This window comes from Vibrio sp. YT-16, assembly GCF_033337405.1.
GTDB lineage: Bacteria > Pseudomonadota > Gammaproteobacteria > Enterobacterales > Vibrionaceae > Vibrio > Vibrio alginolyticus.
In genome coordinates this window covers 327,862-354,717 of record NZ_JAWOQQ010000002.1, presented here as the reverse complement: position 1 = coordinate 354,717, position 26,856 = coordinate 327,862, and the positions used below count along the sequence as shown (strand labels likewise).

Below are 26,856 nucleotides of genomic sequence, written 5' to 3'. Positions count from 1 at the left end.
TGGCTATCAGAGCCAGTTCGATGACTCATCTTTAAGCCTCAACATGACCGATATGCATGGCTACTTTTAGCGCTTGTTTATTGAGATTAGATGCCTCCCAAGCAACAACAACATGACTAGTGAGAGGGATATCCTCAATCTCGGCGACTGTCGCGGAATCATCGAGATGTTCAGCCAGTGAGCGCGGTACGAGAGCGATACCTAACCCGGCCTGCGCCATGGCAATCGTCGTACGAAGTTGCGGTGCTGCGAACTGTGGTTCGAGCCTTACTCCTGCGTCGGCAAAAAGTGTGCTCATGCCATCAAACAATGCGGGGCCCGTCTCTCGTGGAAACAGTAAAATTTTATGGCCTCTCAACTGTTTCATCTGGATACAGGGATATTTTGCCAGCTCGTGCCCCGCCGGAATCACCGCGACAAACGGGTCGTTAAACAACACCTTGTGCTCAAAAGGCTCACTGGCGTAACAGGGTAGCCGCATGATTGCGAGATCAAGTTGTTTGCTTTTTAACTGAGTGGCAAGCTCTGGCATTGATAGTTCCGCCGTCTGTAAATGAACCCCATTCTCTTGAATACGCCCAATCCTCTCCAATACCTTAATGCAGGTTGATGTTGACGTCGCGAACCCAATTTTAACCTGCGTATTTTCACCACGGGCAATCTGTCGGGCTTTTGCTTTAGCGCGTTCCACATCAGCAAGAATATTTACCGCATCCGTATAAAAGACTTGCCCTGCATGGGTCAGTTCTACTCCTCTAGACAAGCGCTTAAATAAGTCCACGCCAAGCTCGTGCTCTAGCTTTTTGATTTGTTGACTCAAAGGAGGTTGCGCAATCCCTAACTGTTCAGCTGCTCGGGTAAAGTGACGAGTCTCGGCGACCGCGACAAAATACTTCAGGTAGCGAAATTCCATATATTTTCCATATCAAAATAAATCTTTTTTATATTGGATTTAGCACCGTGTAGAAGTCAATCTAAATATACTCTTCATTGCATAACTGGTCTTACTCATGCGTGGATTTTATAACCCTCTATGTGCTTGTTCGCTTGAAGTAGCGAAAGAATTTTCTGAATACCATCACGTTACCGGAGATGGTGAGATTTATCAGACTTCGTTAATGAGTGCTTTGATCGCTGGTGTTTACGAAGGCTCAACAACCATAGAAGAACTGCTGAAACATGGGGATTTTGGTTTAGGTACGTTCAATGAATTGGATGGTGAGTTGATTGCGTTTGATAAGGAAGTTTTTCAACTCAAGTCGGATGGCTCCGCAAACCCGGCAGACCTGGCGCAAAAAACGCCCTTTGCTGTCATGACTTTTTTTAAGCCTGATATCGAGCTGCCACTGACATCGCGCATGTCACGTCATGAAGTCCATAGCATCATAGACGAGATGGTTCCAAGCGATAACCTATTTTGCGCAGTGCGCATTGATGGCGTTTTCGATTCAGTTCGTACTCGCACCGTACCTAAACAAACACGCCCTTATCGGCCAATGCTTGAAGTGGTCAAAGAACAACCAACGTTCCGCTTCACGCATAAGCAAGGCGTGGTCGCCGGCTTTCGCAGTCCTAAATATACGACTGGCATCAATGTGCCCGGCTATCACGAACACTTTATTACCGATGACCGCCAAGGAGGTGGTCATATTCAGGATTACAGCATTTCGTCAGGGTTCCTCCAGATTGGCAAAGTCTCGCGGCTAGTGATTGATACCCCAGTATCGACAGACTTCCTCAACGCCAATTTGGCTCCGGAAGATATAAATACCGCCATAGAAAAGGCGGAAAAGTAACAAAGTCAGGCAAATAATAAGGACAACAAATGCAATCCAAACCTTCAAATAAAAATGGAGCTCAGTTGATCGCTCAACAGCTAGAGTCTCTCGGCATTAAGTACATTTTCGGTATTCCCGGTGCAAAAATCGATCGACTGTTCGATGCGATTGAAGACACTAACATCCAAATGATTCCGGTACGCCACGAGGCTAACGGCGCATTTATGGCGGGCGTTATGGGAAGACTAACCGGCAAAGCAGGCGTCACAATGGTTACGTCAGGCCCTGGCTGTGGAAATCTAGTTACGGGGGTTGCAACAGCAAACTCCGAAGGCGATCCGCTGATTGCTATCGGTGGTGCGGTGAAACGAACTGACCAACAAAAACAAACACACCAGAGCATGGATACCGTCAGTATTTTTCGCTCTATAACTAAGTTCAGTGCTGAAGTGCAGCATGTGGACGCCGCAAGCGAGATCATGGCGAACGCATTTCGTATCGCAGAGTCAGGTCGTCCTGGGGCTTGCTTTTTGAGTCTCCCCCAAGATGTTTTATCCGAGCAAACCCAAACGGACATTATTGTCCCCTCGCCTTACACACAGCCTGGTTGCGCAGACATCGCAGCAATCGAAGAAGCGGTCAGTCGAATCAGTAAAGCAAAGCGCTGTGTGGTTTTACTTGGCCTTCACGCGAGCCGCAGTCAAAACGCTGCTGCTATCGCTCGGTTTCTTCAAAATACGCAGCTACCCGTTGTCGGCACTTACCAGGCCGCCGGCACGGTAGACATCAATTACTATCATCACTTTGCTGGGCGTGTCGGTTTGTTTAATAACCAACCTGGCGATGTTTTACTGCGGGACGCCGATTTAATTCTCACCATCGGCTTTAGCCCAATAGAGTATGACCCTGAGCTTTGGAACAGCCACCGCAACCCAGTGATTCACCTCGATATTGAACCAGCAGAATACCAACTTAATTATCTGCCTTGTGTTGAAATCGTCGGAAACATTGCGCAGTCATTAGACAAGATGGGCAGCTATATCTCTGAATATGCTCGCCTTTCCCCAACGGCACTTTCAGTACTGGAAGAGGTAGCACTGCAACGGCAAGTGATCAAAACCTATCCCAATGTCTATAACAAGCAAGGATTTCATCCACTGGCGCTAATAAAAGCTATGCAATCTATCATCACACCGGATACCACGCTATGCCTTGATATGGGGAGCTTCCACATCTGGATCGCTCGTTACTTGAGCTGTTTTCGAGCTCGCCAAATGCTGGTGTCTAACGGCCAACAAACAATGGGCGTTGCACTCCCATGGGCCATTGGTGCCAGCCTACTAAAACCTGGTAGCAAAGTGGTATCGATATCAGGAGACGGCGGTTTTATGCAATCGAGCATGGAGTTAGAAACCGCGGTTAGACTGAACTGCAATATCGTCCATATTGTGTGGGTTGATAACGCCTACAACATGGTAGAAATGCAAGAGGTCAACAAATATCAGCGCTGCTCTGGTGTGAAATTTGGACCAATTGATTTCAAGGTCTACGCCGAATCATTTGGCGCGAAAGGCTTCGCAGTGACTAGTCAACACGAATTACTACCGACATTGAATAAAGCCATGGATGTTGAAGGACCAGCAGTGGTGGCTATCCCCGTAGATTACAGCGACAACGACAAACTGATGTTGCCGCGCACAGAGAAAAATCAAGATCCCGTTTTTGTAAGTTTCGAAGGAGAAATCGCATGAGAGGATTAAAAAATAAAGTCGCACTCGTGACTGGCTCTGCCAATGGCATTGGTTTGGCCATCGCAAAACGTTTGTATGAAGAAGGCGCAAACGTCGCTCTTGCCGATTGGAATGAAGAGCAGTTGGCAAACGCCGTTGAGGGCTTTGATAAACAGCGTGTGTCGGCACATTCCATTGATGTTTCTGATCCAGACAAAGTCGCAGCACTGATTTCTGATGTTGTTACCCGTTTCGGTAAACTGGATATTTTAGTAAACAATGCTGGCGTACATGTCCCTGGTTCCGTGATTGAAGGTAGTGTGGAAGACTGGAAGAAGATCTCAGGTGTAAACATTGATGGTGTTGTTTATTGCGCGAAGTTTGCTTTGCCTGAACTCTTAAAAACGAAAGGTTGTATGGTAAATACCGCGTCCGTTTCCGGTTTGGGTGGTGACTGGGGTGCCGCATTCTATTGCGCGAGTAAAGGTGCAGTGGTGAACCTTACCCGAGCGATGGCATTGGACCATGGTGCGGATGGGGTAAGAATTAACGCCGTATGCCCAAGTTTAGTAAAAACCAACATGACAAACGGCTGGCCGCAGGACATCCGCGATAAATTCAATGAGCGCATTGCGCTTGGCCGAGCAGCCGAACCTGAAGAAATTGCGTCTGTCGTGACTTTCTTGGCAAGTGATGACGCATCTTTCATTAATGGCGTAAACCTACCTGTAGACGGCGGCGCCACCGCATCAGATGGTCAACCTAAAATAGTATAAGCAGTAACACTGACTGAGCAGAATTTTTAACTGTAAGGTATCCACGCAAAAAAAAGAGCCGAGTTTGTACTCGGCTCTTGTGTGTCTATTCTTAAGCCTGCGACGTTGCTAAACCTGCCGACGCGCCGCCTAATAACACATGATTAAATTCCATTCGAGATTCTTGGGCTTGCTCAGACAGTTCTTGTTTCTTCTGTTGAGCCAACTCAAGCGCTTCGGTTAGTTGCTGTAGCTCTGTTTGCATATCTTCTGGTAAATGATGGTCCGAAAACCCAGATTCACAGCTGTGTTCTAAGGCAAATGCGCGAATTCTCTTACGCATGCTCATCAGGGCCGCCATTGCTTCGCGCTCTTCTTCAGCCGCCTGTTGAGCTAAGTCTTTAAAGCGCTCAAATTTCGCCAAGGCCATTCCCTCTGTTGACCAAGGGTCAATTTCCGGCAGTTCTTCAATGTTAATGGTTGGCTCTTCGTATTCTGCTTGATGTTTAATATCTAGGCTCGCCGCGCGAACAAAGGACACCATCAACATCACCGAGATAACTAGCAATGGTAAACCTCCCACGATCGCAGCGGTTTGTAATGTCGATAAACCTCCCATGAACATTAGGACGGTTGGCAGAAAAGACAAAGTAAACGCCCAGAACAAACGGTTCCAGCGCATCGGTTCTTCCGTCACATCATTTTGAACCACAGACGCAAGAATGTACGAGATAGAGTCAAACGAAGTCGCCGTAAAAATGATACACAATAGTGTAAAAACACCAATAACGATTGGCCCTAACGGTAATGTGTCTAACATTGCAAAAATAGCCGCTGGTGCGCCTGATTCGTTGAGGATTGCGATGACATCAAGCTCACCCGTCAATTGCAACGATAAACCATAGTTACCTAAAACAATGAAGAATAAGAAACAACCTAAAGAACCGTAAAATATAGAACCTACGACCATCTGTTTGATCGTTCTTCCACGCGAGATACGCGCAACAAACAATCCCATACAAGGAGCAAAGACCAACCACCATGCCCAGTAGAAAATAGTCCAGTCTTGCGGGAAGTGTGTATCTGTAAACTCACCATAACCACCAAACGGCTCCGCCCAGGTAGCCATAACAAAGAAGTTTGACAACATACGACCAATAGAATCTAAGCCCGTTTCTAACATGAACACGGTTGGCCCAACGGCAAGTACAAAGAGTAACAAGCCCATCGCCCCCCAGAAGTTAATGTTACTAAGGAATTTGCTCCCCTTCTCAAGCCCTGCATACGCGGAGTAACCAAAAATCGCAGTACAGAGAAGTAATACAGCCACTTGGCTGAAGGTATTGTTTGGAAGACCGAAGATATGATGTAGACCACCGTTGATAAGAGGCGCTGCTAAGCCAAGCGTAGTCGCCGCGCCACCCAACATACCAAAAATAAACAGCACATCAATAAACTTGCCAATACCACCGTTTGCGCGCTTTTCTCCTAATACAGGCATTAACGCACTAGAGATTTTCAAAACAGGTTGTTTGCGTACATAAAAGAAGTAAGCGATAGGCAGAGCAGGAATAAGGTAAATTGACCAAGCGATCGGTCCCCAGTGAAACAGACCATAAGTCGCGGCCCAGCGAATGGCTTCTTCACTGCCTGCTTCCAACTGAAATGGTGGTGATTGATAGTAGTATGCCCACTCGATACACCCCCAATACAGAATACTTGCGCCAATACCTCCACAAAATAGCATTGCAGCCCATGAGGCGTTACCAAATTCTGGTTGCTCGTCGGCTTCACCAAGTTTGATTTGGCCAAGATCGCTGAACACGGTGTAAATCATAAAACACATTGCTGCGATACCCAGTGCGAGGTATAACACACCAAGCTTATCGGTCATGAAAAATTTGGCCGAAGCTATCCAATCCGCACCTTGTGTGGGAAATAAAATTAAGGGTATAACGACGCTGAGTAAAAGAAAGAGTGAGCCTAAGAAGGTAGGCTTATCGATGAGAGAAAATGATTTGTCCATATTATATATCCTTATGTTTTCAAAGGACATGATCTACACTTCTCACAACTTCGCCAATTCACAACACTTATCGTTACCACAAGAATAATTGTCTTTAAAAGATGCATTATGTGACGCTGATTTTGTATTCATTATTTGATGCCATAGCGTTTAAATACGGCAACTTTTCTGCCACACCATCCAGCGCTCTCTACCTTTAAAAACCTCAACACTGTTTGCCACCACTGAGGCTTCCACAAGCTTAAACGTCGGTTCTAGATAACCCTCCAACTCCCCACTTCGCAAACAAAATGGAGGGAAGCGAGAGTGGTACTTATCATCTATAACGAAATAACCAATTAACAAACCGTCTCTTGGCAGCAACTTATCCACCATAGCAAAGTAATCTGGCCACTGGTCTCTCGGTAGTTCAGCGAGAAAGGATTGATTTTGGCGCAACATGGATGGATGCAGAACTCGCAGCCCCAGCCAATGACAGCGCTTGGCAGACGTTCAACGCCAAAGTGACATTCCCCAAAGCGGGCTACTACGAAGTTTGGGCAAAAGCGACTGATGACCAAGAGGTGGGCCAACCTTTTGCTATCGCATGGAACCCGAAAGGTTACCTCAACAACACCTTCCACCGAATCGCGCTGATTGTTAAGGGTTAAACATGAAGGGGGAATAACAGTGAAAGCAACATTCTTAAATAAGCGGGTTTTCCCGCTCTCGTTTACTTTTCTCGCGCTGTTAAGTTACTCAGCCTTAGCAAACACTGACGAGTTGATAGCCGCAGGCGAACAGCAAGCGATGGTGTGTAAAGCTTGTCACCAGTTTGAAAAATGGAGGAAGTGTTTGTGGGGCCGCCGCCTCTTTGGGGCTTAGCAGAGCGTGATATTGCCGGCTTCAATTACAGCGAAGCCATCAAACAGCATCAAGGTCAATGGGACGCAGAAAAACTGGATGCTTTTTTTGGCGTCACCACCGGAGTTTGCTCCGGGCACAAACATGGTCTTTCCCGGCGTAAAAGACCCGGGTGCGCGAGCCGCAATCATTGCATGGCTAGCAACCCAAAACCCTACGCCACCAGATTGGAATACTGTTTCATCTGAAGTGGAGGTCAAATCAGCTGGTGATGGGGTATTAGCGCCAGGAGAGAATATGGAACTCGTCGCGGCAGTCTGCTCAGCCTGTCATTCGTTACACATGGCCACACAACAATGACTAAGCCATTCTGAAATACCTTTCGACCTATTATGGGGGTAACTCCCGCCTTTAAAACTAACGCTTATTGATATTTTACATACGTATTCTTTCTGTGTGAGTATCCCCTCAACAGGAATAGAGTGAAGTAACCTCTGTTATTTCACAGTATGTATCGATGAGGTTTAAAAGATTGAAGGCAGAAGAGTTTTTTGACAACCATTACCTTTCTATTTGGGCTTTTCTTGTTGGCGTGGCAGTCATTACCTTGATTATGATGGGAGGCGGCATGGCAGTAACGTTGCTGGCAATATTGATTGACCAGTCGTCTGAGCACTTAACTACTGATACTTTCTTGGCTCTAAACTTTTCTTTTGCTGGGGTCATGACTCTACTGCTTGTTATCCCAAACATGATGATTGTTAGAGGCAAACCTAAAGCGGCAGAAATCAACTTAATCAATATTTACTTTCAGTTCCTTGTTTACGCTCTTGGCCTATTCCTTCTTGAAGATGAACATAAACTTTTTTTTGTTAGTTTTGTACTTTTTCCTATTATCGCTCTCTGGCTCATGGCATCGACCAAATATCATACATTTGTGACTTACTTTTCAGCGATTAAAAAAGAACCAGACAGTTTCCGCGAATACTTTCTAAAGAAGTCTCAGTGACGACTAACACTTCTGCCACACCATCCATTGCTCTCTGCCTTTAAAAACCTCAACACTGTTTGCCACCACTGAGGACTTCACAAGTTCAAACGTGGGCTCTAGAAAAGCTGCCAACTCCCCACTTCGCAAACAAAATGGAGGGAAGCGAGAGTGGTAATCATCATCTATAACGAAATAACCAATTAACAAACCGTCTCTTGGCAGCAATTTATCCACCATAGCAAAGTATTCTGACCACATGTCTCTCGGTAGTGCTGCGAGAAAGGCCCGCTCGTAAATGACATCAAACGAGTGAGAAAAATCGGCATTAAATACATCACCCAATACGACTTTATCTTTGTAGTTACCTAACGCTGATTGCGCCATTTTTACCGCTTCTTGGCTGTAATCCATCGCGATCACGTCATGCCCATATTGAATAAAAGTGCTCAGTTCATAAGCGGCACCACACCCAGGAATAAACACTGACTGGCCTACATGAAGTGAATTGTCGAGATAGTCCTTGAGTTCTTGAGGTGTCGATTGGGCATCCCAAGGCATAGTGCCTCGGATAAACAAATCATCCCAGAATTGTGTGTTAATCATTGGTGCCTGTTTCATTTACCCGCTCCCTGATTGCGGTAGTAAAAAATAAAGGGATACGCAGCGCAATGTGGTATCCCTTTTCTAGCCTTTTGTCTGACGTTGTTAGTTTTTTATGACAACCACTTTCTACTGCACTTATGCCACCAATGAGTTAACTGCGAAGATCATTGATTAACGGCTGCTCCACTTGGTTCGGTACAAACTGGACATTGCCTTTCAGTTTAGTGACTGACTGTAGTGTTGCTTGAATGTCCTCTGCTGATACATGCACATCATGACAACAAAAAGTAATGGCATCGTTGAAGCCATCGCGCTCAATTTTCAAGGAGCCTTTAATATCGTGGCGACGACAGACTTCTTGGATTTGATGCGGATAAACAAACAGCCCTTTTACTTTCACCGCGGAGTCTGCTCGTCCCATCCAGCCCTTAATTCGTGCATTCGTGCGTGAAGAATCAGAACTTGTCTCTAGATATGCCGATAAATCTCCCGTTGCGTAGCGAATCAGCGGGAACTTCTCATCGAACGACGTTACAACGACTTCACCGACTTCTCCCGGTTGTACAGGAACACCATCAGGATCAACGATTTCAACAATAATATCTTCGGCAATCACTAATCCTTGTTCACCAGACACTTGATAAGCAATCAAACCAAGCTCTGCACTTGCGTAGGCTTGAAAGACTGCAATGCCTTTTTCCTCAAACATCTGTTGCATGTCTGCTGTAACCGCTTCACCAGAGACCAGAGCTTTCTCAAAGCTAGGCAGCTCATTGTATTTCTCTTGGTACTTTTGTAGCAACGTCAGCAAATAAGAAGGTGTGCCAGTGTAACCATTAGGTTGAAGCTGTTTAATTGCCTCTATTTGCGCTTCGGTATTGCCTACTCCAGCCGGAAATACCGCACAGCCACAAGCCCTTGCGCCACCATCCATAATAAATCCGCCAGGAGAGAAATGGTAAGAGAGCGTGTTATGCACTAAATCACCCGCACAGAACCCAGCAGCGTGAAACGCGCGCCCCATACGCCAGAAATCGGCCTCATCCGTTTGAGCCTCATATAAAGGCCCAGGAGACTGAAAAACACGCGCCATTTGACCAATGGCAACGCTATTTAAGCCACCAAACGGCGGTTTAAGTTGCTGCTGATTAGGTACATTGAACTTACGTGTAATCGGGAACTGAGCAAGCCCTTCACGATTGTTTGCCAATGTAGGCTCTAACCCAGAAAAATGCGCCGCGTAATGTTCGCTATTGACTTTCGAATTTTCAATCAACGTTGGCAGACGTTGAAACAACGACTCTTCTCGCGCCTGTAGAGACAACGATTCTTTCGCATCAAATAGTTCGTTCATCCTTGCTCCTTACAACCAACGCTTACGACGTTTGTAAGATTTCAGATTCTTAAAGCTCTTGCGATCTTCATCGCCGCCGCCAAGGTAGAATTCTTTTACGTCTTCATTGTTTAGCAATTCGTGCTTGCTGCCATCTAGTACGATTTTGCCTGATTCCATGATGTAACCGTAATCGGCCGCTTGAAGAGCGAAGTTGGCATTCTGTTCAACCAAAAGCATGGTAATACCTTGCTCTTTGTTGATCTTGTTAATAATGCTGAATACCTCTTTAACTAGCAGTGGAGAAAGCCCCATAGACGGTTCGTCCAACAAAATCATCTTCGGTCGAGCCATTAACGCTCGGCCAATCGCTAACATTTGTTGCTCACCGCCAGACAAATAGCCCGCCAGGCCAGTGCGCTCTTTGAGTCGCGGGAAATAGTCAAACACCATTTCGATGTCTTGTTCAACTTCGTTGTCAGTGCGTGTATAAGCGCCTAAGCGAAGATTTTCTATTACCGTCATATCTTCAACAATTCGGCGCCCTTCCATAACTTGGAAGATGCCCGAACGGACGATCTCTTCCGGGCTTTTGTTGTCTATACGCTCGCCCATGAAGTTGATTTCGCCGCGCGTCACTTCACCATCTTCGGTTTTCAATAAACCAGAAATGGCTTTCAACGTTGTGGATTTACCCGCACCGTTGGCCCCCAGTAAGGTCACAATCTGCCCTTTTGGAACTTCTAAACTCACACCGCGAAGTACTAGTATTACTTCGTCGTAGACGACTTCAATGTTGTTCACTGAAAGCAGTATTTCTGCCGGTTCGATATTCGTTGCTAATTCAGCCATCAAGCTACTCCTTGCTAGGGTGAGAGTGTTCTCTCACCCATCCTTATTTTCAGTAAGCTTTGTTATTAATAAGTCGTAGATTAGTAACCTAGCCAATCGTCACGACGTGACAATGTCACCTGTGATACTTTCTTGATATCAACTGCGCCGCCATCGTTGTTGCCCATAAAGACGTTCACGGTTGTTGTGCCTCGGTGATCTTCCGGTTTCCAGTTCGCAGGGACACAAACACCTTCTAACCCTTGTGGTACCCAGTTGTCATGGACATACATGCCCTTCTTGATGTTTTCACCTGTGATGCCACCGTTGTCTTTCGCCCACTCCATTGCTTCTTTCATATAGAACGCAGAACAAATACCGCGAATGTAATGGTGAGTTCTGAATTCGCCCGGCTCTGATTCAGACTGCTTAGAAATCTCACGGACCAGTTTCATGCCTTCATTATCATCTCCCCAAAACGCTGTCATACCTGGGAAAACGTAATCTTTAAGGCCATCGCCTGCTGCTTCAAGCACTGGCTTATCGCCGCCCCAAATGTTTGCCATGTACTGGAACTCTGTCCCAACCGTGTTACAAGACTTCACTAGTGAGATAACCGAGCTACCGATATTAGCAATGTAACCGTAGTTGGTGCCTGACTCTTTCAGCGACAAACATTGCGCTTTGAAGTCCCCTGGTTTTAGTGACACAACGACTGGGTTTTGCACATCAAAACCAAGCTCTTTGGCGTACTCTGCACACGCTTCTTTTGGCGCATTCGGGAATGGATGGTTATCGCCAATGTGCGTAAATTTCGGCGCACCTTGATTGCCCTTAGATTCCCAATCTTCTTTCGCCCACTTAACTAGCGCACGGCACGCATCTGAGTACGACGCACCATAAAAGAAATTATAAGGCGCTGGTTTCGCGGTTTTTGGGTTTTTGCCAGTTGGGTCAGTTAAGTGACCAGAGTAAGAAGCAGAGAACACCGGCACTTTGTCTTTGGTAACAAACGAAATAAGTGCTTCGGTATCCGCCGTACCCCAACCTTGCAGCGCAACCATGTCTTTACGCGCCACCCAACGTTTATAGTTGGAAATCGCCACTGGTACTTTGTACGCCATGTCTACTGTTTCAAATTCGAGCTCGGTACCGTTAATGCCACCGTTTTGGTTAATCCAACGCAATGCGTCTCGCACGCCAGAACCATAAGGCTTGCTTACATAGGCAGTTGGTCCAGAAAAGTCGACTAATTGCCCGACAAACACAGAATCTTTTGCCCAAGTTGCGGTAGTAAACAGTGCAGATGACAGCACCAACGTTGTCGCTAAATGTCCTTTGTTCATAACTCGTTGTCCTTGTTATTGAGGTATATTCCACTTAATTCCACGTTAATATGAGAACGGATAGTGTTTCCAATATGCTCGAATCTGTTGCCAGCGATGCGATAATCCTTGAGGTTCGAAAATGAGGAACAGCATGATGACTAAACCAATCGCCATCTCTTTGAAGTAAGCCAGACCATCAGTGAAAGCGGTGGTATCACCAAACGCTGAAAGCCCCGTTACACCAAACTCTAAAACTTCAGGCAGAAGTACGATAAATATCGTCCCCATCAATGTGCCTTTGACTGAGCCTAAGCCACCAATGATGATCATTGCCAAGAACTGGATAGACATCATGATGGTGAAACCTTCTGCTGATACAAACCCTAGATAATGTCCGTAGAGTGCACCCCCGATGCCCGCATAGAATGCACACACTCCAAATGAGAGCAGACGATACTTGGTTAGGTTGATGCCCATGATCTCTGCTGACAGATAGTGATCTCGTACTGAGACAAACGCGCGACCGTCACGAGAACGGATTAAGTTTGATGCCCACATATACATGAAGATCAGCGCAAACAGAGCGATGTAGAAGAAGCTTTCGTCAGTCGTAAACTCAAAGCCAAACAAATTAATTGGGTTCGCGCTTGCACCGTATGAGCCGCCACTGAACCAATCTGCGCGAGCAAAGAAGTCCTCTAGAATAAACTGCGCCGCCAACGTTGCGATAGCTAGGTATAAACCTTTAATTCGAGCCGCTGGCAGACCAAACAGCATCCCCACAATCATGGTTAAGTAACCCGCGAGCGGAATCGCAAACACGACTGGAATGTTAAACTGGTTATTTAGCCAAGCCGATGCAAAGGCGCCAAAGCCAAAGAACGCACCGTGACCTAGCGAAATTTGTCCGGTAAAACCAACCAGAATGTTTAAGCCCAATGCCGCGATACCGAGGTATGCAATCTGAATAAACAGGTTTAGGAAGTAAATATCCAAGACCAGCGGTGCTGCCAGCATGGCGATGACACCTGCAATCGCAAGGCTTCTGATGGTTTTGGTTTCAAAAATTGGCGTATCGCTTTTGTATGTGGTTCGAAAATCCCCACATGGGCGCATGCTAAGTTGAGCCATGTTATTTCTCCTTAAATACGCTCAATATCTTTGGTACCAAACAGGCCATATGGCTTGAAGGCAAGAATGATTAACAGCACATAGAATGGTGCGATGTTGTACAGGTTACCCACTTGCAGGTATTGGCTATCAAAAAACTCAGCCAAGTTTTCTAGCACCCCGATGGTAATACCACCGACAATTGCGCCGACCACCGAATCTAAGCCACCTAAAATAACGGCTGGGAAAACTTTGATACCAATAATGGATAGCGCGTCAGATACGCCGTTAACGATACCGATAACAATCCCTGCTGTTGCAGATACCATTGCCGAAATGGCCCAACTGATGGCGAACACTTTCTTGATGGAAATGCCAAGACTCTGGGCTACTTGCTGGTTGAATGCCGTTGCGCGCATTGCCAGACCCATTTTGCTGAATTTGAAGAACCAGTAGAACGCGCCCATGATGAGCATTGAGAAGATCAAGCTCAGAATGTAAGCAAACTCAACATTCAAACCTCCGATATTCACCACGTTGGTTTCGAACACTTGCGGGTACGACACAGCCGAGACACCGAATATCCACTTCATCAGCGCTTGGAAAAACATCGATAGACCAATGGTCACCATGATCACAGAGATAATCGGTTCACCAATCAACGGTCTGAGCACAATGGTTTGCACGGCGATACCAAAAATCATCATGAACGCGAGCGTGAGTAAAAAGCCTATAAAAAACGGTAACTGTAGGTGTACCAATGCCGCCCAACATACCCATGCGCCAATCAACAGGAACTCACCCTGAGCAAAGTTGACCACCTGGGTCGATTTGTAAATCAATACAAAGCACATGGCGACAACGCCATACAACATGCCAACGATCACGCCATTAATGACGAGTTGCAGTAATAAATCCGTATTCACTATGCGATCCTCCGTTGTTCGCTATCCACTAGTGTTGGCTCATGCTCAATAAGCGTTTCAATAACTAGCGACGTTTGAATGCGTGTTTTGGTGCCATCTTGATAAGTGATCACTGTATCGACATCGACTTTTGGCTCGTCGCTGTAGATGGTTTCGATGATGTCTCCGTATTTCTCTGCAACCACACCACGGCGTACTTTACGTGTGCGAGTTAGCTCTCCATCGTCGGCATCCAGCTCTTTGTAAAGTAGAATGAATTTGCTGATCTTCTGTGCATCCGGTAGGGATTCGTTCACTTTTTGAACTTCTTCACGAATCGCTTGGTACACTTCTGGTTGAGCAGATAAGTTGGTGTAGTTGGTAAATGCCAAGCCGCGTTGCTCTGCCCACTTCGCGACGATCGCATAGCGAATACAGATGATGGCAGACAGCCAAGGTCGACCTTTACCTACCACCACGGCTTCTGCAATAAACGGCGAGAACTTGAGTTTGTTTTCGATAAACTGTGGCGAATAACGGTCGCCATGGCTGGTTTCCGACATATCTTTCAGACGATCAATCACCACCAAGTGACCGGAATCTTTAAAATAGCCCGCATCGCCTGTGTGCATCCAACCATCTTGAACATCTTCATCATATGCTGCTTGGTTGTTTAAGTAGCCAGTAAACATGCCTGTACTTTTCGCGATGATTTCACCAACGCCATTGCTGTCCGGGTTGATGACTTTCACTTCTGCATTATCAAACGCAACACCAACGGAATCGTAATCCACATCATCCGCTTGGTGCACGGTGTATGCGCCACACATTTCGGTCTGACCATAAAGCTGCTTAAGTGGCACACCAATAGCTTGTAGGTAACGGAAAGTATCCGGTCCCATCGCCGCACCGCCGGTTGCCGCAGATGTCAGGTTCGAAAACCCTAAACGGTCACGCAGAGCACGCAGAAGAATCCATTCAGCCAACTTAGAGCGTTTACCCTGCTCCAGCGCTTTGTTGGCTAAGCTCATGCCCAGTTTGTACATCTTTTGCTTAAACGGTGTCGAATCCATCATTCGTGCAGACACGTCTGCCACAATGTTTTCCCACACACGTGGCGCTAACAGCACAAAGTTTGGACCGATTTCACGCAAGTCGGACATCATGGTTTCTTGTTCTTCCACAAAGTTAACGATTTGACGAGAAATCAACGCCTGACCAACCACGTAAACCTGCTCCATAATCCAAGGCAAAGGCAGAACAGAAACGTAGTTGTCGCCTGGGGAACGAGGGTCTGCACGCAAGTAAGCCGCACAGTGATCCAAGAACGTGCCACTGTGTAGCTGAGCCAATTTTGGTTTAGAAGTCGTACCCGACGTAGTACAAAGAATTGAAAGATCGCTGCCTTTGGTTTCAACAACCATATTGAGATATTTGTCTGGGTCCGCTTTATCAATCAGCTGACCTTTTTTGTAGACCTGTTCAACATCAATTAATCTTGGATCATCGTATTTACGCATTCCACGAGGATCGCAGTAAATAATGTATTCAACGCTAGGAATTTCATCACCAAGCTCAAGCAGCTTGTCGCATTGCTCTTCATCTTCGGCAATCACGACTTTTGCTTTTGCATAGTTGATAAGGTACGCCACCTCTTCGTGCATAGAATCTTGATAGATGCCCAGCGAGAAACCTTTGATCGCATGTGCCGCTAACTCGCCCCATACCCATTCAGGGCGGTTATCACCTAGCAAACCAACGACATCTTGCTCACCAATACCCAAATCTCGTAGTGCCAGTGCCATCCACTTGACGCGGTTTTCATAATCCTTCCAAGTGAACTCTCGCCATATACCAAACTCCTTTTCACGCATTGCGACTTGTTCGGGCCAGTTCTTGGCATTGTGTTGCAACACTTTTGGAAAGGTATCTAAGCGGGTTATATCTGCCCAATCATTATGTTGCTGTGCCATTATGCACTCTCCTCTAATGTCGGTAACTCTTCGCCTAAGTACGCTTGTTTCACATGTGGGTTGGCCATCACTTCTTCAGGCTCACCCGTAGCAATGTGTTTACCGAAATCCAAAACCAAAACGCGATTAGAGATGTCCATGACCACGCCCATGTCGTGCTCAATCATGATGATCGTGATATCTAATTCTTCATTCAGATCCATGATGTAACGTGCCATGTCTTCCTTTTCTTCCAAGTTCATACCTGCCATTGGTTCATCAAGCAGCAGTAACTTAGGTTTTAAGGCAATGGCACGAGCAAGCTCTACACGCTTACGTAAGCCGTAAGATAGCGTGCCTGCAGTCGCTTTTCGGATGTGCTGGATTTCTAGAAAATCGATCACGTCTTCCACATATTTGCGGTGCGCCATCTCTTCTTTCTGCGCATTGGAGAACCAATAGAGTGGCCCCGTGACGAAGTTATTTTTCAGTAGGTGGTGTCGGCCAACCATGATGTTGTCCAGTACCGACATATGAGAAAAGAGCGCTAAGTTTTGGAAGGTTCTTCCCAGCCCTAACTCAGCTCGTTGGCTTGGTGTACGTTTAGTTACGTCATCTCCAGCGAAGATTACAGAGCCTTTGTTTGGTGTGTATCGACCAGAGATGCAATTGAGCATTGAGGTTTTACCTGCACCGTTTGGACCAATGATTGAAAAAATTTCCTTTTCATTCACATGGAAGCTCACGTCAGTTAAAGCTTTCACCCCACCAAAAGCCAATGAAATATCGTTTACCTGCAACAGAGGCGATTCCGATACCATAGTTGATCTCCCTTTCGTTATTTTAAGTGCGTTCCATTGAGCACTATTTGATCAAACCTAACTTTGATACTGGTAACCGCTTTTACACCTATGCATCAACTTTGTATTCAGTTTACGTAAACGTCAATTTAAAATCAGAATAGTGCCTGAAAGATTAAGTTGCAATCGAGTTCATCGAGAAAGATTTGAACTAACGCAAACTTTAAGTAAATAAATTGTTAATAAAAATTATTCTCAAACGCTTACATATTTGGATAGTTCGGACCACCACCACCTTCTGGCGGAGTCCAGGTAATATTTTGACTTGGATCTTTGATGTCGCAGGTCTTACAGTGGATACAGTTGGCCGCATTTATTTGCAGCTCTGGCTGCTGCTCCCCCTGTACGATTTCATACACGCCAGCCGGACAATAGCGCTGTGCTGGCTCTGCATATAATTCAAGGTTCTGCTCAATAGGGATCCGCTGGTTCTCCAGTCGTAAGTGGCATGGTTGATCTTCCTCATGGAAGATATTGGATAGATAAACAGAAGAGAGGCGATCGAAACTTAACACGCCATCAGGCTTCGGATAGACAATTTCATTGCTGTTTTCCGCCAATAACAGAGACTGATGATCAGGCTTATCACAGCGGATATGCCACTTAGCTTTGCCTTTTAATACGTTATGTTCCAGCAGCGCTAAACCACCGCCCAGCCACGATCCAAAGCGGTGAATACCACTTGAGAAGTTACGTGCTTGATAAAGCTCTTCATACAGCCAAGACTGTTTGAAATGCTTTTGATAATCAGCAGTAACTGACTGACTCTCAAGGGCTTCACATACTGCTTCAGCGGCAAGCATTCCAGATTTCATTGCGGTGTGTATGCCTTTGATTTTAGAGCCGTTAAGTGTTCCAGCATCGCATCCAATTAATAAACCACCAGCAAACTGCTGCGTGGGAAGCGAATGAAAGCCGCCCTTGGTAATCGCTCTCGCGCCATAGCTAATACGCTTCCCATTTTTGAGGTATTGCTCAATCAACGGGTGGTGTTTAAAACGTTGAAACTCATCAAATGGACTCAAGTGCGGATTCTTATAATTCAAGTCAACAATCAACCCGACGGCAACTTGGTTTCCCTCTAAATGGTAGAGATAACTGCCACCTGTAGCTTCATTTGATAACGGCCAACCTAATCCGTGCACTACTAAACCTTGCTGATGCTGCTCTGATGGGATTTCCCACAGCTCTTTAAAACCGATAGCGTAGTGTTGAGGCGTTTTCTCTTCAGCAAGATTAAATCGGTTAATCAACTGCTTACCAATATGCCCCCGTGCGCCTTCAGCAAATAAAGTAAACTTCGCTCGCAGTTCAATACCAGGTTCGAAATTTCCTTTTTGTTCACCATTTTTATCTAATCCCATATCGCCCGTGATCACGCCACAAACACGACTATCTTCATCGATGATCGCTTGACTGGCGGTAAAACCTGGGTAGACCTCCACCCCCAAGTTCTCAGCCTGCAACGCCATCCATCGGCATAGACTGCCCAAACTTATGATGTAATTACCTTTGTTATGTAACGTATTAGGCACCGCCCAAGAAGGCAGTTCATGACCATTGATGTCATTGCCTAGATAGTAGGTTTTATCTTGGTTTACTTTGGTATTGAGCGGAGCGCCTTTCTCTTCCCAGTCGGGAAAAAGCTCATCCAAACTCCGCGTTTCAAACACCGCACCCGATAAAATATGCGCTCCAACTTCAGAACCTTTTTCTACCACGCAAACAGAGAGGTCTTGTTTTTTTTCTGCTGCTAATTGTTTGATTCGGCATGCCGCAGACAAACCTGCGGGACCAGCGCCTACAATCAGAACATCAAATTCCATGCAGTCTCTTTCCATGATTGCATTCCTTTTTCTTTGCATGTTGCCAACTTGTTAATCAACAATATATTTAAAGTTGACGCAAACGTAAAGGTAAATTAACATCATTTTAAAGACGTCATCACATCGTCTTCACTGTAAACACATAGTCTTCACTGTAAAAAGGAATCTAACGTGAAAATACTAGTGCCAATCAAAAGGGTCATTGATCCCTACGTTAAAGTTCGCGTGAAAGCGGACCATAGCGATGTTGAAACCAATAACGTCAAGATGACGATTAATCCATTTTGCGAAATAGCCGTTGAAGAAGCCGTACGACTAAAAGAGCAAGGTATTGCAGATGAAGTCATCGTTGTCAGTGCCGGCGGTAGCCAATGTCAGGAGCAACTACGTACCGCGCTTGCATTAGGTGCTGATCGCGCTATTCATGTCGATACTGAAGACAAAATAGAGCCATTAGTTGTCGCTAAGCTGCTTAAAGCTCTGGTTGAGCAAGAACAAGCACAGATTGTGATTACGGGTAAACAATCCATTGATACTGACAACAACCAAGTGGCTCAGATGCTGGCCGCCCTACTTGACTGGCCTCAAGCAACTTTCGCTTCCGACGTGAAGATTGAAGATCAAAAAGTTCAGGTCGTGAGAGAAGTGGACGGCGGCTTGATGACGGTCGCGATGAACTTACCTGCGGTGATCAGTACTGACTTACGCCTGAATGAACCGCGTTTTGCCTCTTTGCCTAATATCATGAAAGCTAAGCGCAAGCCGTTAGATACCATCACACCTGACAGTCTGGGTGTTGAAGTGGTATTTAGCCAAACCATTCAAGAAATCACACCGCCAGCGCAAAGAAAAGGTGGCATCAAGGTTGAATCTGTCTCAGAGCTTCTCGATAAGCTGCGTAACGAAGCGAAGGTGATTTCATGAAGAACTTAATCATAGCAGAGCATGACAATAACCAATTGCATGCGGACACACTCAAAGTGGTTAATGCAGCAAAACAAGTCAGCCAAGACAATGTTTTGATCGTAGTGGGCCACCAGTGTGAAGAAGTCGCTCAACAAGCTTGTCGCGTTGATGGTATATCAAACGTAATTTGTGTCGATGATGAGCAACTTAAGCATCAATTTGCCGAGAGTATCGCACCTATTGTAGTGAGTGTTGCTGAAGGTTTTGACGCAATCTGGGCTAGCTCATCATCAAAAGGGAAAGATCTTGCACCGCGAGTAGCAGCGAAGTTCGGCGTTGGGCAAATTTCCGATATTGTCCAAGTTATCGATGAAAACACTTTTATCCGCCCTATTTACGCAGGAAACGCATTTGCCAAAGTGACCACCAGCGACAAGGTTCGCGTCATCACCGTGCGCGCGTCTGCGTTTGAGCCGGTTACTTGTCACAACCAAGCTGATATTAAGCATCAGCAGGTCACTATCTCAGCTCCAATGGTTGAATTGGTTTCTGTCGATAAAACCGTGTCAGAACGTCCTGAATTAAGCGCGGCAGAGGTGGTTGTGTCAGGTGGACGCGGGGTCGGTAGCAAAGAGAACTTCGCGTTGATCGAACAAGTGGCCGATAAACTAGGTGCTGCCATTGGCGCTTCTCGCGCGGCGGTTGATGCCGGGTTTGTTGCCAACGACTTACAAGTGGGTCAAACCGGTAAAATCGTTGCACCTAAGCTTTATATAGCGGTTGGGATTTCCGGTGCCATCCAGCATCTTGCAGGAATGAAGGAATCCAAAGTGATTGTCGCGATCAACAAAGATCCAGAATCTCCTATCTTTGAAGTTGCCGACTATGGATTGGTTGGCGATTTATTTGAGGTACTACCTCAGCTTGCCGAACAACTTTAAACGATCAGATAAGGGGCGAACACTGCTATGTTCGCCCCTTTATTTTGTTTTTGGTCATATTCAAAAGAATTGAAATTAGAGGGACCTATGCCAAATTCTGCACCTATTTGGTCACCATCTGCTGAGCGCGTCAGCAATAGCAACTTATTACGGTTCATCGAAAAGGTTAATAAAGACAAAGCCGAAGGTACCGTAATCAACAATTACACGTTTCTACACCAGTGGTCCATTGAGCACAATGATGAATTTTGGCGACATACTTGGCAGTTTTGCAACGTAATCGGAGATATAGGTTCGCAAATCAAGAGCCTTGGCAGTCCCAAATGGACACAAACAGGTTCTAATCATCACCATGTAAATAGAGACACAGTATGGTTTGCTGACGCCACGCTGAACTACGCAGAGAACCTCCTATCTCAGGCTGAACAATCACCAGAGCGTGAGTTTATTGTTTTTAGCAATGAAAGCGGTGAACACCGACAACTCTCCGGTAAACAGTTGCTTGAACAAGTTTCTGCCATTCAACAATGGCTACTCAATTGTGGTGTCGGTAAAGGCGATGTCGTTGCGGGTTATTTGCCCTACCTTCCTGAAACCGTTATTGCCATGCTGGCCACCACCAGTCTTGGTGCCATTTGGACTTCAACCTCTCCTGATTTTGGTATCGATAGCGTCGTAGAGCGTTTTGGTCAGGTCAAACCGAAAGTTCTTTTTTGCTGTGATGGCTACCAGTTCGGAGGCAAAGCTTTCGATATGACGGACAAGAACACCACTCTTAGTAGTAAGTTAAGCAGTGCCTCCGAAGAGACTACTATTAGCGTATGCCAAATCGAATATTTACAAAACGCTGAGAGTGCTAGCACTTCTGAGTTTGTTTCTTGGTCCGATATTACTCACCACTTTTCTCCACAATCAATTCAATATCAACCAACGCTGTTTAATGACCCGTTATTCATTTTGTATTCTTCTGGTACAACAGGTCAACCTAAGTGTATTGTCCATTCCGCAGGCGGTACCTTGCTCAATCACCTCAAAGAACATCAACTGCATTGCGACATCAAATCGCAAGACAAGGTTTTCTACTACACAACATGTGGTTGGATGATGTGGAACTGGCATGTTTCCGCTCTTGCGAGTGGTGCAACCTTAGTGATTTACGACGGTAGTCCGGTTTATCCTGATCACTCCGTCTTATGGCGATTAGCAGAAGAACATAACGTGTCGCTGTTTGGTACTTCAGCGAAATACTTAGAGGCACTGGAGCATGCGAACTGCTCTCCAAAACTAGAACATAACTTGAAGTCACTCAAAACTCTGTGCTCAACTGGTTCGGTGCTTTACCCAGAACAATTTAATTATGTCTATCAGCACATCAAGCAGGACTTGCATCTCGCTTCTATCGCTGGCGGCACAGATATTTGCGGATGCTTTGTACTTGGAAACCCTATTTCACCAGTTTACAAAGGTGAATGCCAAGGCTCAGGGCTGGGAATCGACGCACGTGTTCTAGAGGATGATGGACATACTATTACGCAAAAACGCGGCGAACTGACTTGTAATAACTCGCTACCTAACTTCCCTATTGGCTTCTGGCACGACAACGGCGAATGTTATCACAACGCTTATTGGAGCAAGTTTACCGATATCTGGCACCATGGCGACGATGTGATGCAAACCGAACATGGCGGCTTTATTTTTTATGGCCGTAGTGACGCAACCTTAAATCCAGGCGGCGTACGAATCGGTACCGCTGAAATCTACCAGCAAGTGAACGCGTTACCCGAGGTTGAAGACTCCATCGCTGTCGGCAAGTTAAACCAGCAGTCTGAAGAAATCTGGTTACTAGTAAAACTCGCTCACAATGTCGAGTTAACCCAACAACTCACCGATTCAATTCGCCAAACATTGAAAACAAAATGTTCACCGCGCCATGTCCCACGACAAATTTTTGCTATCAGTGATATTCCTAAAACGCGCTCAGGCAAATTGGTTGAGCTAGCAGTGAAACAATTGGTAAACGGACAAGCTGTAAAAAACATTGGTGCTATTGCTAACCCAGAAGTGCTGGAAGAAATTAAAACGCTTTTCAACATAGAAAGTGGCGCCACTGTCAATTAGAGACTCAACAAGTCTTCCAACAATACAGACGGGTATAACCTAACTGTATTTTTAGCTCGCTCGATAACTCCTCCCCACTTTCGTGGAAACTGCGCGAAATATGCTTCATGTACACAAAAAAGGTGAGATAATTATATCTCACCTTTGAGCCATATGAGCTGGAGCATTAGTTTGGGGGTTAAGCTTTTATCAGTTGGCTCATATCTTCGCGAACTTGTGGCACCGTTAAACCAACGATGATTTGAAGGCTCTCTTGATTTCTAACAATATTCACCGCTCCGTGCTGTGTGAAAAATGCGTTCTCCTTTACAAGAGAGACATCTTTAACTTTAACACGCAAACGCGTCGCGCAATTAGTTAACAATTCAATGTTTTCTTTTCCACCCAGACCTTCAATAAAGGCACTAGCTTGTGACGGACTTGCGCTACTGTTATGGACCGCTTTCGCTTCTTTGTAGTCAGCTTTGGAATACAACTTACTATCTGCACCTTCACGTCCCGGAGTAAGTATGTTGTATTTTAAAATAAGCGCGCGAAACGTAACAAAGTAAACACCAGTAAACATGAGACCAATAATAATCTGAATCACGTATGTTCCTGCATGGTTACCAGCCAAAGGCAACCAGTTTTGGAAAATGAAGTCTATCAAGCCAGTCTGAAAGTTACCGGAAACACCAAACATAAAGGCGATCGTTGCCATTGTCGCAGATAACAACGCATGCAAAGCAAACAGCGCAGGTGCGATAAATAAGAATGTAAACTCTATTGGTTCGGTGATCCCTGTAAGAATTGCTGTGATTGCGGCTCCGAGCACTAACCCCATCACCATCTTTTTATTTTCTTTTTTCGCAACTGAATAGAGTGCTAGTGCGATACCCGTACAACCAAACACTTTACCCATTCCCGTCAACATCAAACCACCCTGAGGAAATTGTGTCGTTAAACTTTCCGAGCTCTGGGCGAATGTCTGTATATTTTGAATCCAATAGGAAACCGTTCCGCCATCGACTGCAACAGGCCCATAAAAAACGGGACCATATACGAAATGATGCAACCCCGTTGGTATCATGATTCGCTCTAAAAACGTAAATAGCCATACCCCTAACGATCCAGCAGAAACCAAAAATGATTGCAGATTGTTAATACCATGCTGAATACTTGGCCAAGTCAAACAAGTTAGAATTGCCATCACGACCATAATTGGGAAGCTAATGATCACAACCAATGGCGTTCCGCCAAATACAGCCGCCCAATCCGGTAGCTTTTTATCAAAGAATCGGTTGTGAACCCAAACAGAGAGACTTGCAATTAAAATCGCACCTAGCAAGTTGGTATCAAGCGTTAGAATGCCACCAACTTCAGTCAAACCTCGCTCACCTTCCGTATAGTTAACGCCCAGTTCTGGCCCCCAAAATTGAAGGATTCCACCAATAACGTAGTTATACGTAATGTAGGAAACAAGTGTTGCAAGTACAGCGCGACCAGATGCTTTTTTAGCTAAAGCGATAGGTAACCCAACGGCAAAAATAAGTGCCATATTTTTAAATACAGCGAGAGATGCCTGTAAAATGATCGTCGAGACTTTAACCCAAGCACTCCCCTCTAGTGCCCAAGGAAACACTTCTTGATTTAACAGCACAACAGAGAAACCCAATAACATGCCCGCTGCTGGAAATAATAGAACGGGTACAAACATCGCGGCCCCGAACCTTTGAATAATGTCTTTCATATAAACCTCTTGTTTCATTCACGGAGCCTACAAGTAGGCCCCGAACGTCCAGTTGTTATTGAAAAAATTGAGGAAGGTAGGCTTTATTTTCTTCTAGTAATTGTTTTGTTATTTCTTTAGCTTTTGGCACATTAACCACGGTACGGTTAAGTGTGAGTGCATTAATCAGCTTTTGCTGACTTCCTTCGTACCAAGCATCCACGACTAATTTCTCGTAACCAAGTTGGCTTTCAATCATGGCTTTTTGGAAGGTTGGGATTTTTCCTACAGTAAAAGCTTTCGGTCCATCACTAGTTAGCGCAGCTGGAACTTCTACCATGGCGTCATTTTGTAAATTTGTAATAGCACCATTATTCGGTACGATGACGAGATACACATCGCTCAAGTTGTAGGCTAGCGAAGCCGCGACTCTCACCATGTATCGACCATGGATATCGGCATGCAGTGTTTCGTGCTTCGTGGTGCCCGCTTCAATTATTCTTGCGTTCAATTCGAACACTCGTTTCTCACGGCCGTTAATTACCTGCCTTGCGCGAGTATTATTGATATCCTCTTTCGCCACCATTTTTTCAGGGTACAAATAGTATTGAAGATACGTATTCGGCAAAAACTCTGGATTATCAGCAAGCATTGTTCTCATGTTTTTGAATGTGGCTTGCCACGATGGGTCATCCGCTATTTCCGCATCAACCGCACTGATCCCTTCTTTTAGGATGATATTTTTAATTTTATCCGTTAAGTCTTCACCCTGTTTGTTACGAATTTTGGTAAACCAGCCATAGTGATTAAGCCCAAAATATTCAGGAACAAAGTCCCAAATTTCACACCCTAACAATTGCGCATAGCTGACCATAATCGCTGCTGGCATATCACAAATATTTAGAATTCGCTTATCATGCGGAAATTCACGATTTAAAGCTTCAGCGACAATTGCCGCTGGGTTGGTGTAATTAAGAATCCACGCATCTGGACACGTTTGTCGGATCTCGTTCACTAGCTGGATCATATCGCCGATAGAGCGAAGTCCATATGCCATTCCTCCCGCGCCACATGTCTCTTGCCCAACACAAGAGTTGGATAGCGGGATTTGTTCATCGCGCTCGCGCATGGCCAACCCACCAGTGCGGATCTGTATAAAGAAAAAGTCCGAATCTGCGAATGCGACAGATTTATCCGTTGTATAAACAAACTCTTCAACTTCTGGATAGTGTTCTCGCAATAGAATTTCAGTAGCTAATGCATTCGACTCTTGGCGTTTCTCATCTATGTCGTAAAACACGACTTTTGCGAGTGGAAAGTTATCTTTTTCGGCAATAAGGCTGTTCATCATACCAAGTGTGTATGTACTGCCAGCACCAACAATCGTTAATTTTTGACGTTTCATTTCGCTACCTCAAATGTTTATCCTGAAAATGTATAAAGTAAGTATTAATACTTTTATGATACATTTAAAGTATAAGCACAAAGATACGAGATAAAAATCACACAAAGATCCTAAGGAAAAGTATTAACTACATCTCAGATCACATTCTTGCTATCATGATCCAAGACTTAGCGAGGTATTATGAAACCCAAATACATAGACATTGCGGAACGATTAGAAAAAAAGATCAAAGATGGGGAACTACAACCGAAATCGATGCTTCCAAAAGAGAGTGATTTGCAAGAAGAGTTTTCCGTAAGCCGCGTAACCATCAGAAAAAGCTTACAAATTCTGGTCGACAATAATTTAATTAGTCGGACAAGAGGTAGTGGAACTTATGTAAACGATCTAAAAGCCCAACATGATGCCTTACATTTGCTGGGTTTTATCGAGGAAGTCAGTAAACAGGGGAAAACGCCTAGCTCTCAAGTCATAAAGTTCGAACTTAAAAAGCCGAATGAGCAGGTTGCTAAGCAGTTAAATCTCTCGCCCAATGATGATACATATGAAATACATAGACTCAGATGTATTAATGATGAGCCTGAAATTTACGAAGTCACTCATATGCCAGCAATGTTATTTCCAGACTTGAGCATAGCCATAATGAATGGTTCTAAATATGAGTACATTGAAAATAGCAAAGGATTGAAAATTGCGAAAAGCAGTCAGTCTGTCAAACCGTACTTGTTAGATGCAGAGACGGCCTCATACCTGAATGAATCAGAAGCTTCCCCTATTCTAAAAGTTGAGTCCACTGGTTACCTAGAAGATGGTCGTGCATTTGAATATACCGTCAATTACTTCCGACTTCATCAATACAGCTTCGAGTTTATTTCAACTAGGGCGTAGTACTATTCGACGCTAATGG

At 45.2% G+C, this 26,856-nt stretch carries 22 protein-coding genes and 2 pseudogenes; 10 read left to right on the top strand and 14 right to left on the bottom strand.

The features are described from left to right. Positions 1–31 precede the first annotated feature (31 nt). Positions 32–913: a LysR family transcriptional regulator gene (locus R7F07_RS04895; protein WP_171343159.1), complete on the bottom strand. Its 882-nt coding sequence runs from the start codon at positions 911–913 to the stop codon at positions 32–34. 97 nt (positions 914–1,010) lie between these two features. On the opposite strand from R7F07_RS04895, the gene budA reads away from it, so the two are divergent. Genes budA through R7F07_RS04880 form a run of 3 tightly spaced genes read left to right on the top strand, consistent with a single transcriptional unit; the run spans position 1,011 to position 4,284 of the window. Next, on the top strand, positions 1,011–1,796 hold the full coding sequence (gene budA, locus R7F07_RS04890; RefSeq protein ID WP_017633685.1) for an acetolactate decarboxylase: 786 nt from the start codon (positions 1,011–1,013) through the stop codon (positions 1,794–1,796). A gap of 29 nt (positions 1,797–1,825) precedes the next feature. Further along, positions 1,826–3,529 (top strand): acetolactate synthase AlsS, encoded by a 1,704-nt coding sequence (alsS, locus tag R7F07_RS04885; RefSeq protein ID WP_171343158.1) that lies wholly within the window; start codon positions 1,826–1,828, stop codon positions 3,527–3,529. Continuing rightward, positions 3,526–4,284 (top strand): SDR family NAD(P)-dependent oxidoreductase, encoded by a 759-nt coding sequence (locus R7F07_RS04880; RefSeq protein ID WP_005373277.1) that lies wholly within the window; start codon positions 3,526–3,528, stop codon positions 4,282–4,284. Before alsS ends, R7F07_RS04880 begins: the two co-directional genes overlap by 4 nt. Before the next feature lie 91 nt (positions 4,285–4,375). Here R7F07_RS04880 and R7F07_RS04875 read toward each other — a convergent pair whose 3' ends face one another. Together R7F07_RS04875 and R7F07_RS04870 are read right to left on the bottom strand one after the other, a co-directional pair. Further along, positions 4,376–6,289: a BCCT family transporter gene (locus R7F07_RS04875; protein ID WP_318110450.1), complete on the bottom strand. Its 1,914-nt coding sequence runs from the start codon at positions 6,287–6,289 to the stop codon at positions 4,376–4,378. A 150-nt stretch (positions 6,290–6,439) separates the two neighbouring features. Next, entirely contained in the window at positions 6,440–6,730 is a 291-nt protein-coding gene (locus R7F07_RS04870; RefSeq protein WP_017633689.1) for a hypothetical protein, read from the bottom strand. On the opposite strand from R7F07_RS04870, the pseudogene R7F07_RS04865 reads away from it, so the two are divergent. The 3 genes and pseudogenes from R7F07_RS04865 to R7F07_RS04855 all read left to right on the top strand — a co-directional run. After that, positions 6,715–6,939: pseudogene (locus R7F07_RS04865) on the top strand (molybdopterin containing oxidoreductase); the annotation flags it as partial. The gene R7F07_RS04870 and the pseudogene R7F07_RS04865 sit on opposite strands and share 16 nt — an antisense overlap. Before the next feature lie 76 nt (positions 6,940–7,015). Continuing rightward, a pseudogene (locus R7F07_RS04860) lies at positions 7,016–7,489 on the top strand (c-type cytochrome); the annotation flags it as partial. Positions 7,490–7,664: 175 nt separating this feature from the next. Continuing rightward, positions 7,665–8,141: a hypothetical protein gene (locus R7F07_RS04855; protein ID WP_171343156.1), complete on the top strand. Its 477-nt coding sequence runs from the start codon at positions 7,665–7,667 to the stop codon at positions 8,139–8,141. A 3-nt stretch (positions 8,142–8,144) separates the two neighbouring features. Here the strand turns inward: R7F07_RS04855 and R7F07_RS04850 are convergent, their stop codons facing one another. The 9 genes from R7F07_RS04850 to R7F07_RS04810 all read right to left on the bottom strand — a co-directional run bounded on the left by R7F07_RS04850 (position 8,145) and on the right by R7F07_RS04810 (position 18,886). Beyond that, entirely contained in the window at positions 8,145–8,741 is a 597-nt protein-coding gene (locus tag R7F07_RS04850) for a methyltransferase domain-containing protein (protein ID WP_171343155.1), read from the bottom strand. A gap of 136 nt (positions 8,742–8,877) precedes the next feature. Further along, positions 8,878–10,080 (bottom strand): phenylacetate--CoA ligase family protein, encoded by a 1,203-nt coding sequence (locus R7F07_RS04845; protein ID WP_171343154.1) that lies wholly within the window; start codon positions 10,078–10,080, stop codon positions 8,878–8,880. A 9-nt stretch (positions 10,081–10,089) separates the two neighbouring features. Beyond that, on the bottom strand, positions 10,090–10,911 hold the full coding sequence (locus tag R7F07_RS04840) for an ABC transporter ATP-binding protein (RefSeq protein WP_005373283.1): 822 nt from the start codon (positions 10,909–10,911) through the stop codon (positions 10,090–10,092). Between the two features lie 80 nt (positions 10,912–10,991). Then, positions 10,992–12,236 carry an ABC transporter substrate-binding protein gene (locus R7F07_RS04835; protein ID WP_005373285.1) on the bottom strand — a complete coding sequence of 415 codons (1,245 nt, stop codon included), beginning with the start codon at positions 12,234–12,236 and terminating at the stop codon, positions 10,992–10,994. A gap of 45 nt (positions 12,237–12,281) precedes the next feature. Further along, complete coding sequence (locus tag R7F07_RS04830) at positions 12,282–13,349, bottom strand: branched-chain amino acid ABC transporter permease (RefSeq protein ID WP_005382737.1); 1,068 nt, start codon at positions 13,347–13,349, stop codon at positions 12,282–12,284. Between the two features lie 11 nt (positions 13,350–13,360). Further along, the gene (locus R7F07_RS04825) at positions 13,361–14,254 is read right to left on the bottom strand and encodes a branched-chain amino acid ABC transporter permease (protein ID WP_005373295.1); all 894 of its coding nucleotides are present in this window, start codon (positions 14,252–14,254) and stop codon (positions 13,361–13,363) included. Further along, a complete protein-coding gene (locus R7F07_RS04820; RefSeq protein WP_171343153.1) occupies positions 14,254–16,206 on the bottom strand; it encodes a long-chain fatty acid--CoA ligase in 1,953 nt (650 codons plus the stop codon). Before R7F07_RS04820 ends, R7F07_RS04825 begins: the two co-directional genes overlap by 1 nt. After that, on the bottom strand, positions 16,206–17,006 hold the full coding sequence (locus R7F07_RS04815; protein WP_005373297.1) for an ABC transporter ATP-binding protein: 801 nt from the start codon (positions 17,004–17,006) through the stop codon (positions 16,206–16,208). Before R7F07_RS04815 ends, R7F07_RS04820 begins: the two co-directional genes overlap by 1 nt. A 242-nt stretch (positions 17,007–17,248) precedes the next feature. Then, on the bottom strand, positions 17,249–18,886 hold the full coding sequence (locus R7F07_RS04810; protein ID WP_054702323.1) for an electron transfer flavoprotein-ubiquinone oxidoreductase: 1,638 nt from the start codon (positions 18,884–18,886) through the stop codon (positions 17,249–17,251). Positions 18,887–19,042: 156 nt separating this feature from the next. Between R7F07_RS04810 and R7F07_RS04805 the strand changes: the two genes are divergently transcribed. The 3 genes from R7F07_RS04805 (at position 19,043) to R7F07_RS04795 (ending at position 22,836) form a co-directional block, all read left to right on the top strand. Continuing rightward, positions 19,043–19,795, top strand: coding sequence for an electron transfer flavoprotein subunit beta/FixA family protein (locus R7F07_RS04805; RefSeq protein ID WP_064369324.1), 753 nt, complete (start codon positions 19,043–19,045; stop codon positions 19,793–19,795). Beyond that, positions 19,792–20,718, top strand: a complete 927-nt coding sequence (locus R7F07_RS04800) for an electron transfer flavoprotein subunit alpha/FixB family protein (RefSeq protein ID WP_005373301.1) — start codon at positions 19,792–19,794, stop codon at positions 20,716–20,718. The genes R7F07_RS04805 and R7F07_RS04800 overlap by 4 nt, the downstream gene beginning before the upstream one ends. A gap of 87 nt (positions 20,719–20,805) precedes the next feature. Further along, entirely contained in the window at positions 20,806–22,836 is a 2,031-nt protein-coding gene (locus R7F07_RS04795; RefSeq protein WP_171343152.1) for an acetoacetate--CoA ligase, read from the top strand. Between the two features lie 178 nt (positions 22,837–23,014). Here R7F07_RS04795 and R7F07_RS04790 read toward each other — a convergent pair whose 3' ends face one another. Then, positions 23,015–24,565 carry an alpha-glucoside-specific PTS transporter subunit IIBC gene (locus tag R7F07_RS04790; protein WP_047101519.1) on the bottom strand — a complete coding sequence of 517 codons (1,551 nt, stop codon included), beginning with the start codon at positions 24,563–24,565 and terminating at the stop codon, positions 23,015–23,017. A gap of 55 nt (positions 24,566–24,620) precedes the next feature. Then, positions 24,621–25,949 carry a 6-phospho-alpha-glucosidase gene (locus tag R7F07_RS04785; protein WP_005373308.1) on the bottom strand — a complete coding sequence of 443 codons (1,329 nt, stop codon included), beginning with the start codon at positions 25,947–25,949 and terminating at the stop codon, positions 24,621–24,623. A 180-nt stretch (positions 25,950–26,129) separates the two neighbouring features. Here R7F07_RS04785 and R7F07_RS04780 point away from each other — a divergent pair, with 180 nt between their 5' ends. Then, positions 26,130–26,837 carry a GntR family transcriptional regulator gene (locus R7F07_RS04780; RefSeq protein ID WP_054730587.1) on the top strand — a complete coding sequence of 236 codons (708 nt, stop codon included), beginning with the start codon at positions 26,130–26,132 and terminating at the stop codon, positions 26,835–26,837. The last annotated feature ends 19 nt before the right edge of the window (positions 26,838–26,856 follow it).

What these genes read in the sequence shown, in the direction of transcription:
- R7F07_RS04785 (WP_005373308.1), bottom strand. Translation starts at nt 25,949, where the DNA reads ATGAAACGTCAAAAATTAACGATTGTTGGTGCTGGCAGTACATACACA.
- R7F07_RS04835 (WP_005373285.1), bottom strand. Translation starts at nt 12,236, where the DNA reads ATGAACAAAGGACATTTAGCGACAACGTTGGTGCTGTCATCTGCACTG.
- alsS (WP_171343158.1), top strand. Translation starts at nt 1,826, where the DNA reads ATGCAATCCAAACCTTCAAATAAAAATGGAGCTCAGTTGATCGCTCAA.
- R7F07_RS04845 (WP_171343154.1), bottom strand. Translation starts at nt 10,080, where the DNA reads ATGAACGAACTATTTGATGCGAAAGAATCGTTGTCTCTACAGGCGCGA.
- R7F07_RS04895 (WP_171343159.1), bottom strand. Translation starts at nt 913, where the DNA reads ATGGAATTTCGCTACCTGAAGTATTTTGTCGCGGTCGCCGAGACTCGT.
- R7F07_RS04790 (WP_047101519.1), bottom strand. Translation starts at nt 24,565, where the DNA reads ATGAAAGACATTATTCAAAGGTTCGGGGCCGCGATGTTTGTACCCGTT.
- R7F07_RS04830 (WP_005382737.1), bottom strand. Translation starts at nt 13,349, where the DNA reads ATGGCTCAACTTAGCATGCGCCCATGTGGGGATTTTCGAACCACATAC.
- R7F07_RS04780 (WP_054730587.1), top strand. Translation starts at nt 26,130, where the DNA reads ATGAAACCCAAATACATAGACATTGCGGAACGATTAGAAAAAAAGATC.
- R7F07_RS04815 (WP_005373297.1), bottom strand. Translation starts at nt 17,006, where the DNA reads ATGGTATCGGAATCGCCTCTGTTGCAGGTAAACGATATTTCATTGGCT.
- R7F07_RS04810 (WP_054702323.1), bottom strand. Translation starts at nt 18,886, where the DNA reads ATGGAAAGAGACTGCATGGAATTTGATGTTCTGATTGTAGGCGCTGGT.
- R7F07_RS04795 (WP_171343152.1), top strand. Translation starts at nt 20,806, where the DNA reads ATGCCAAATTCTGCACCTATTTGGTCACCATCTGCTGAGCGCGTCAGC.
- R7F07_RS04850 (WP_171343155.1), bottom strand. Translation starts at nt 8,741, where the DNA reads ATGAAACAGGCACCAATGATTAACACACAATTCTGGGATGATTTGTTT.
- budA (WP_017633685.1), top strand. Translation starts at nt 1,011, where the DNA reads ATGCGTGGATTTTATAACCCTCTATGTGCTTGTTCGCTTGAAGTAGCG.
- R7F07_RS04875 (WP_318110450.1), bottom strand. Translation starts at nt 6,289, where the DNA reads ATGGACAAATCATTTTCTCTCATCGATAAGCCTACCTTCTTAGGCTCA.
- R7F07_RS04840 (WP_005373283.1), bottom strand. Translation starts at nt 10,911, where the DNA reads ATGGCTGAATTAGCAACGAATATCGAACCGGCAGAAATACTGCTTTCA.
- R7F07_RS04880 (WP_005373277.1), top strand. Translation starts at nt 3,526, where the DNA reads ATGAGAGGATTAAAAAATAAAGTCGCACTCGTGACTGGCTCTGCCAAT.
- R7F07_RS04800 (WP_005373301.1), top strand. Translation starts at nt 19,792, where the DNA reads ATGAAGAACTTAATCATAGCAGAGCATGACAATAACCAATTGCATGCG.
- R7F07_RS04820 (WP_171343153.1), bottom strand. Translation starts at nt 16,206, where the DNA reads ATGGCACAGCAACATAATGATTGGGCAGATATAACCCGCTTAGATACC.
- R7F07_RS04870 (WP_017633689.1), bottom strand. Translation starts at nt 6,730, where the DNA reads ATGTTGCGCCAAAATCAATCCTTTCTCGCTGAACTACCGAGAGACCAG.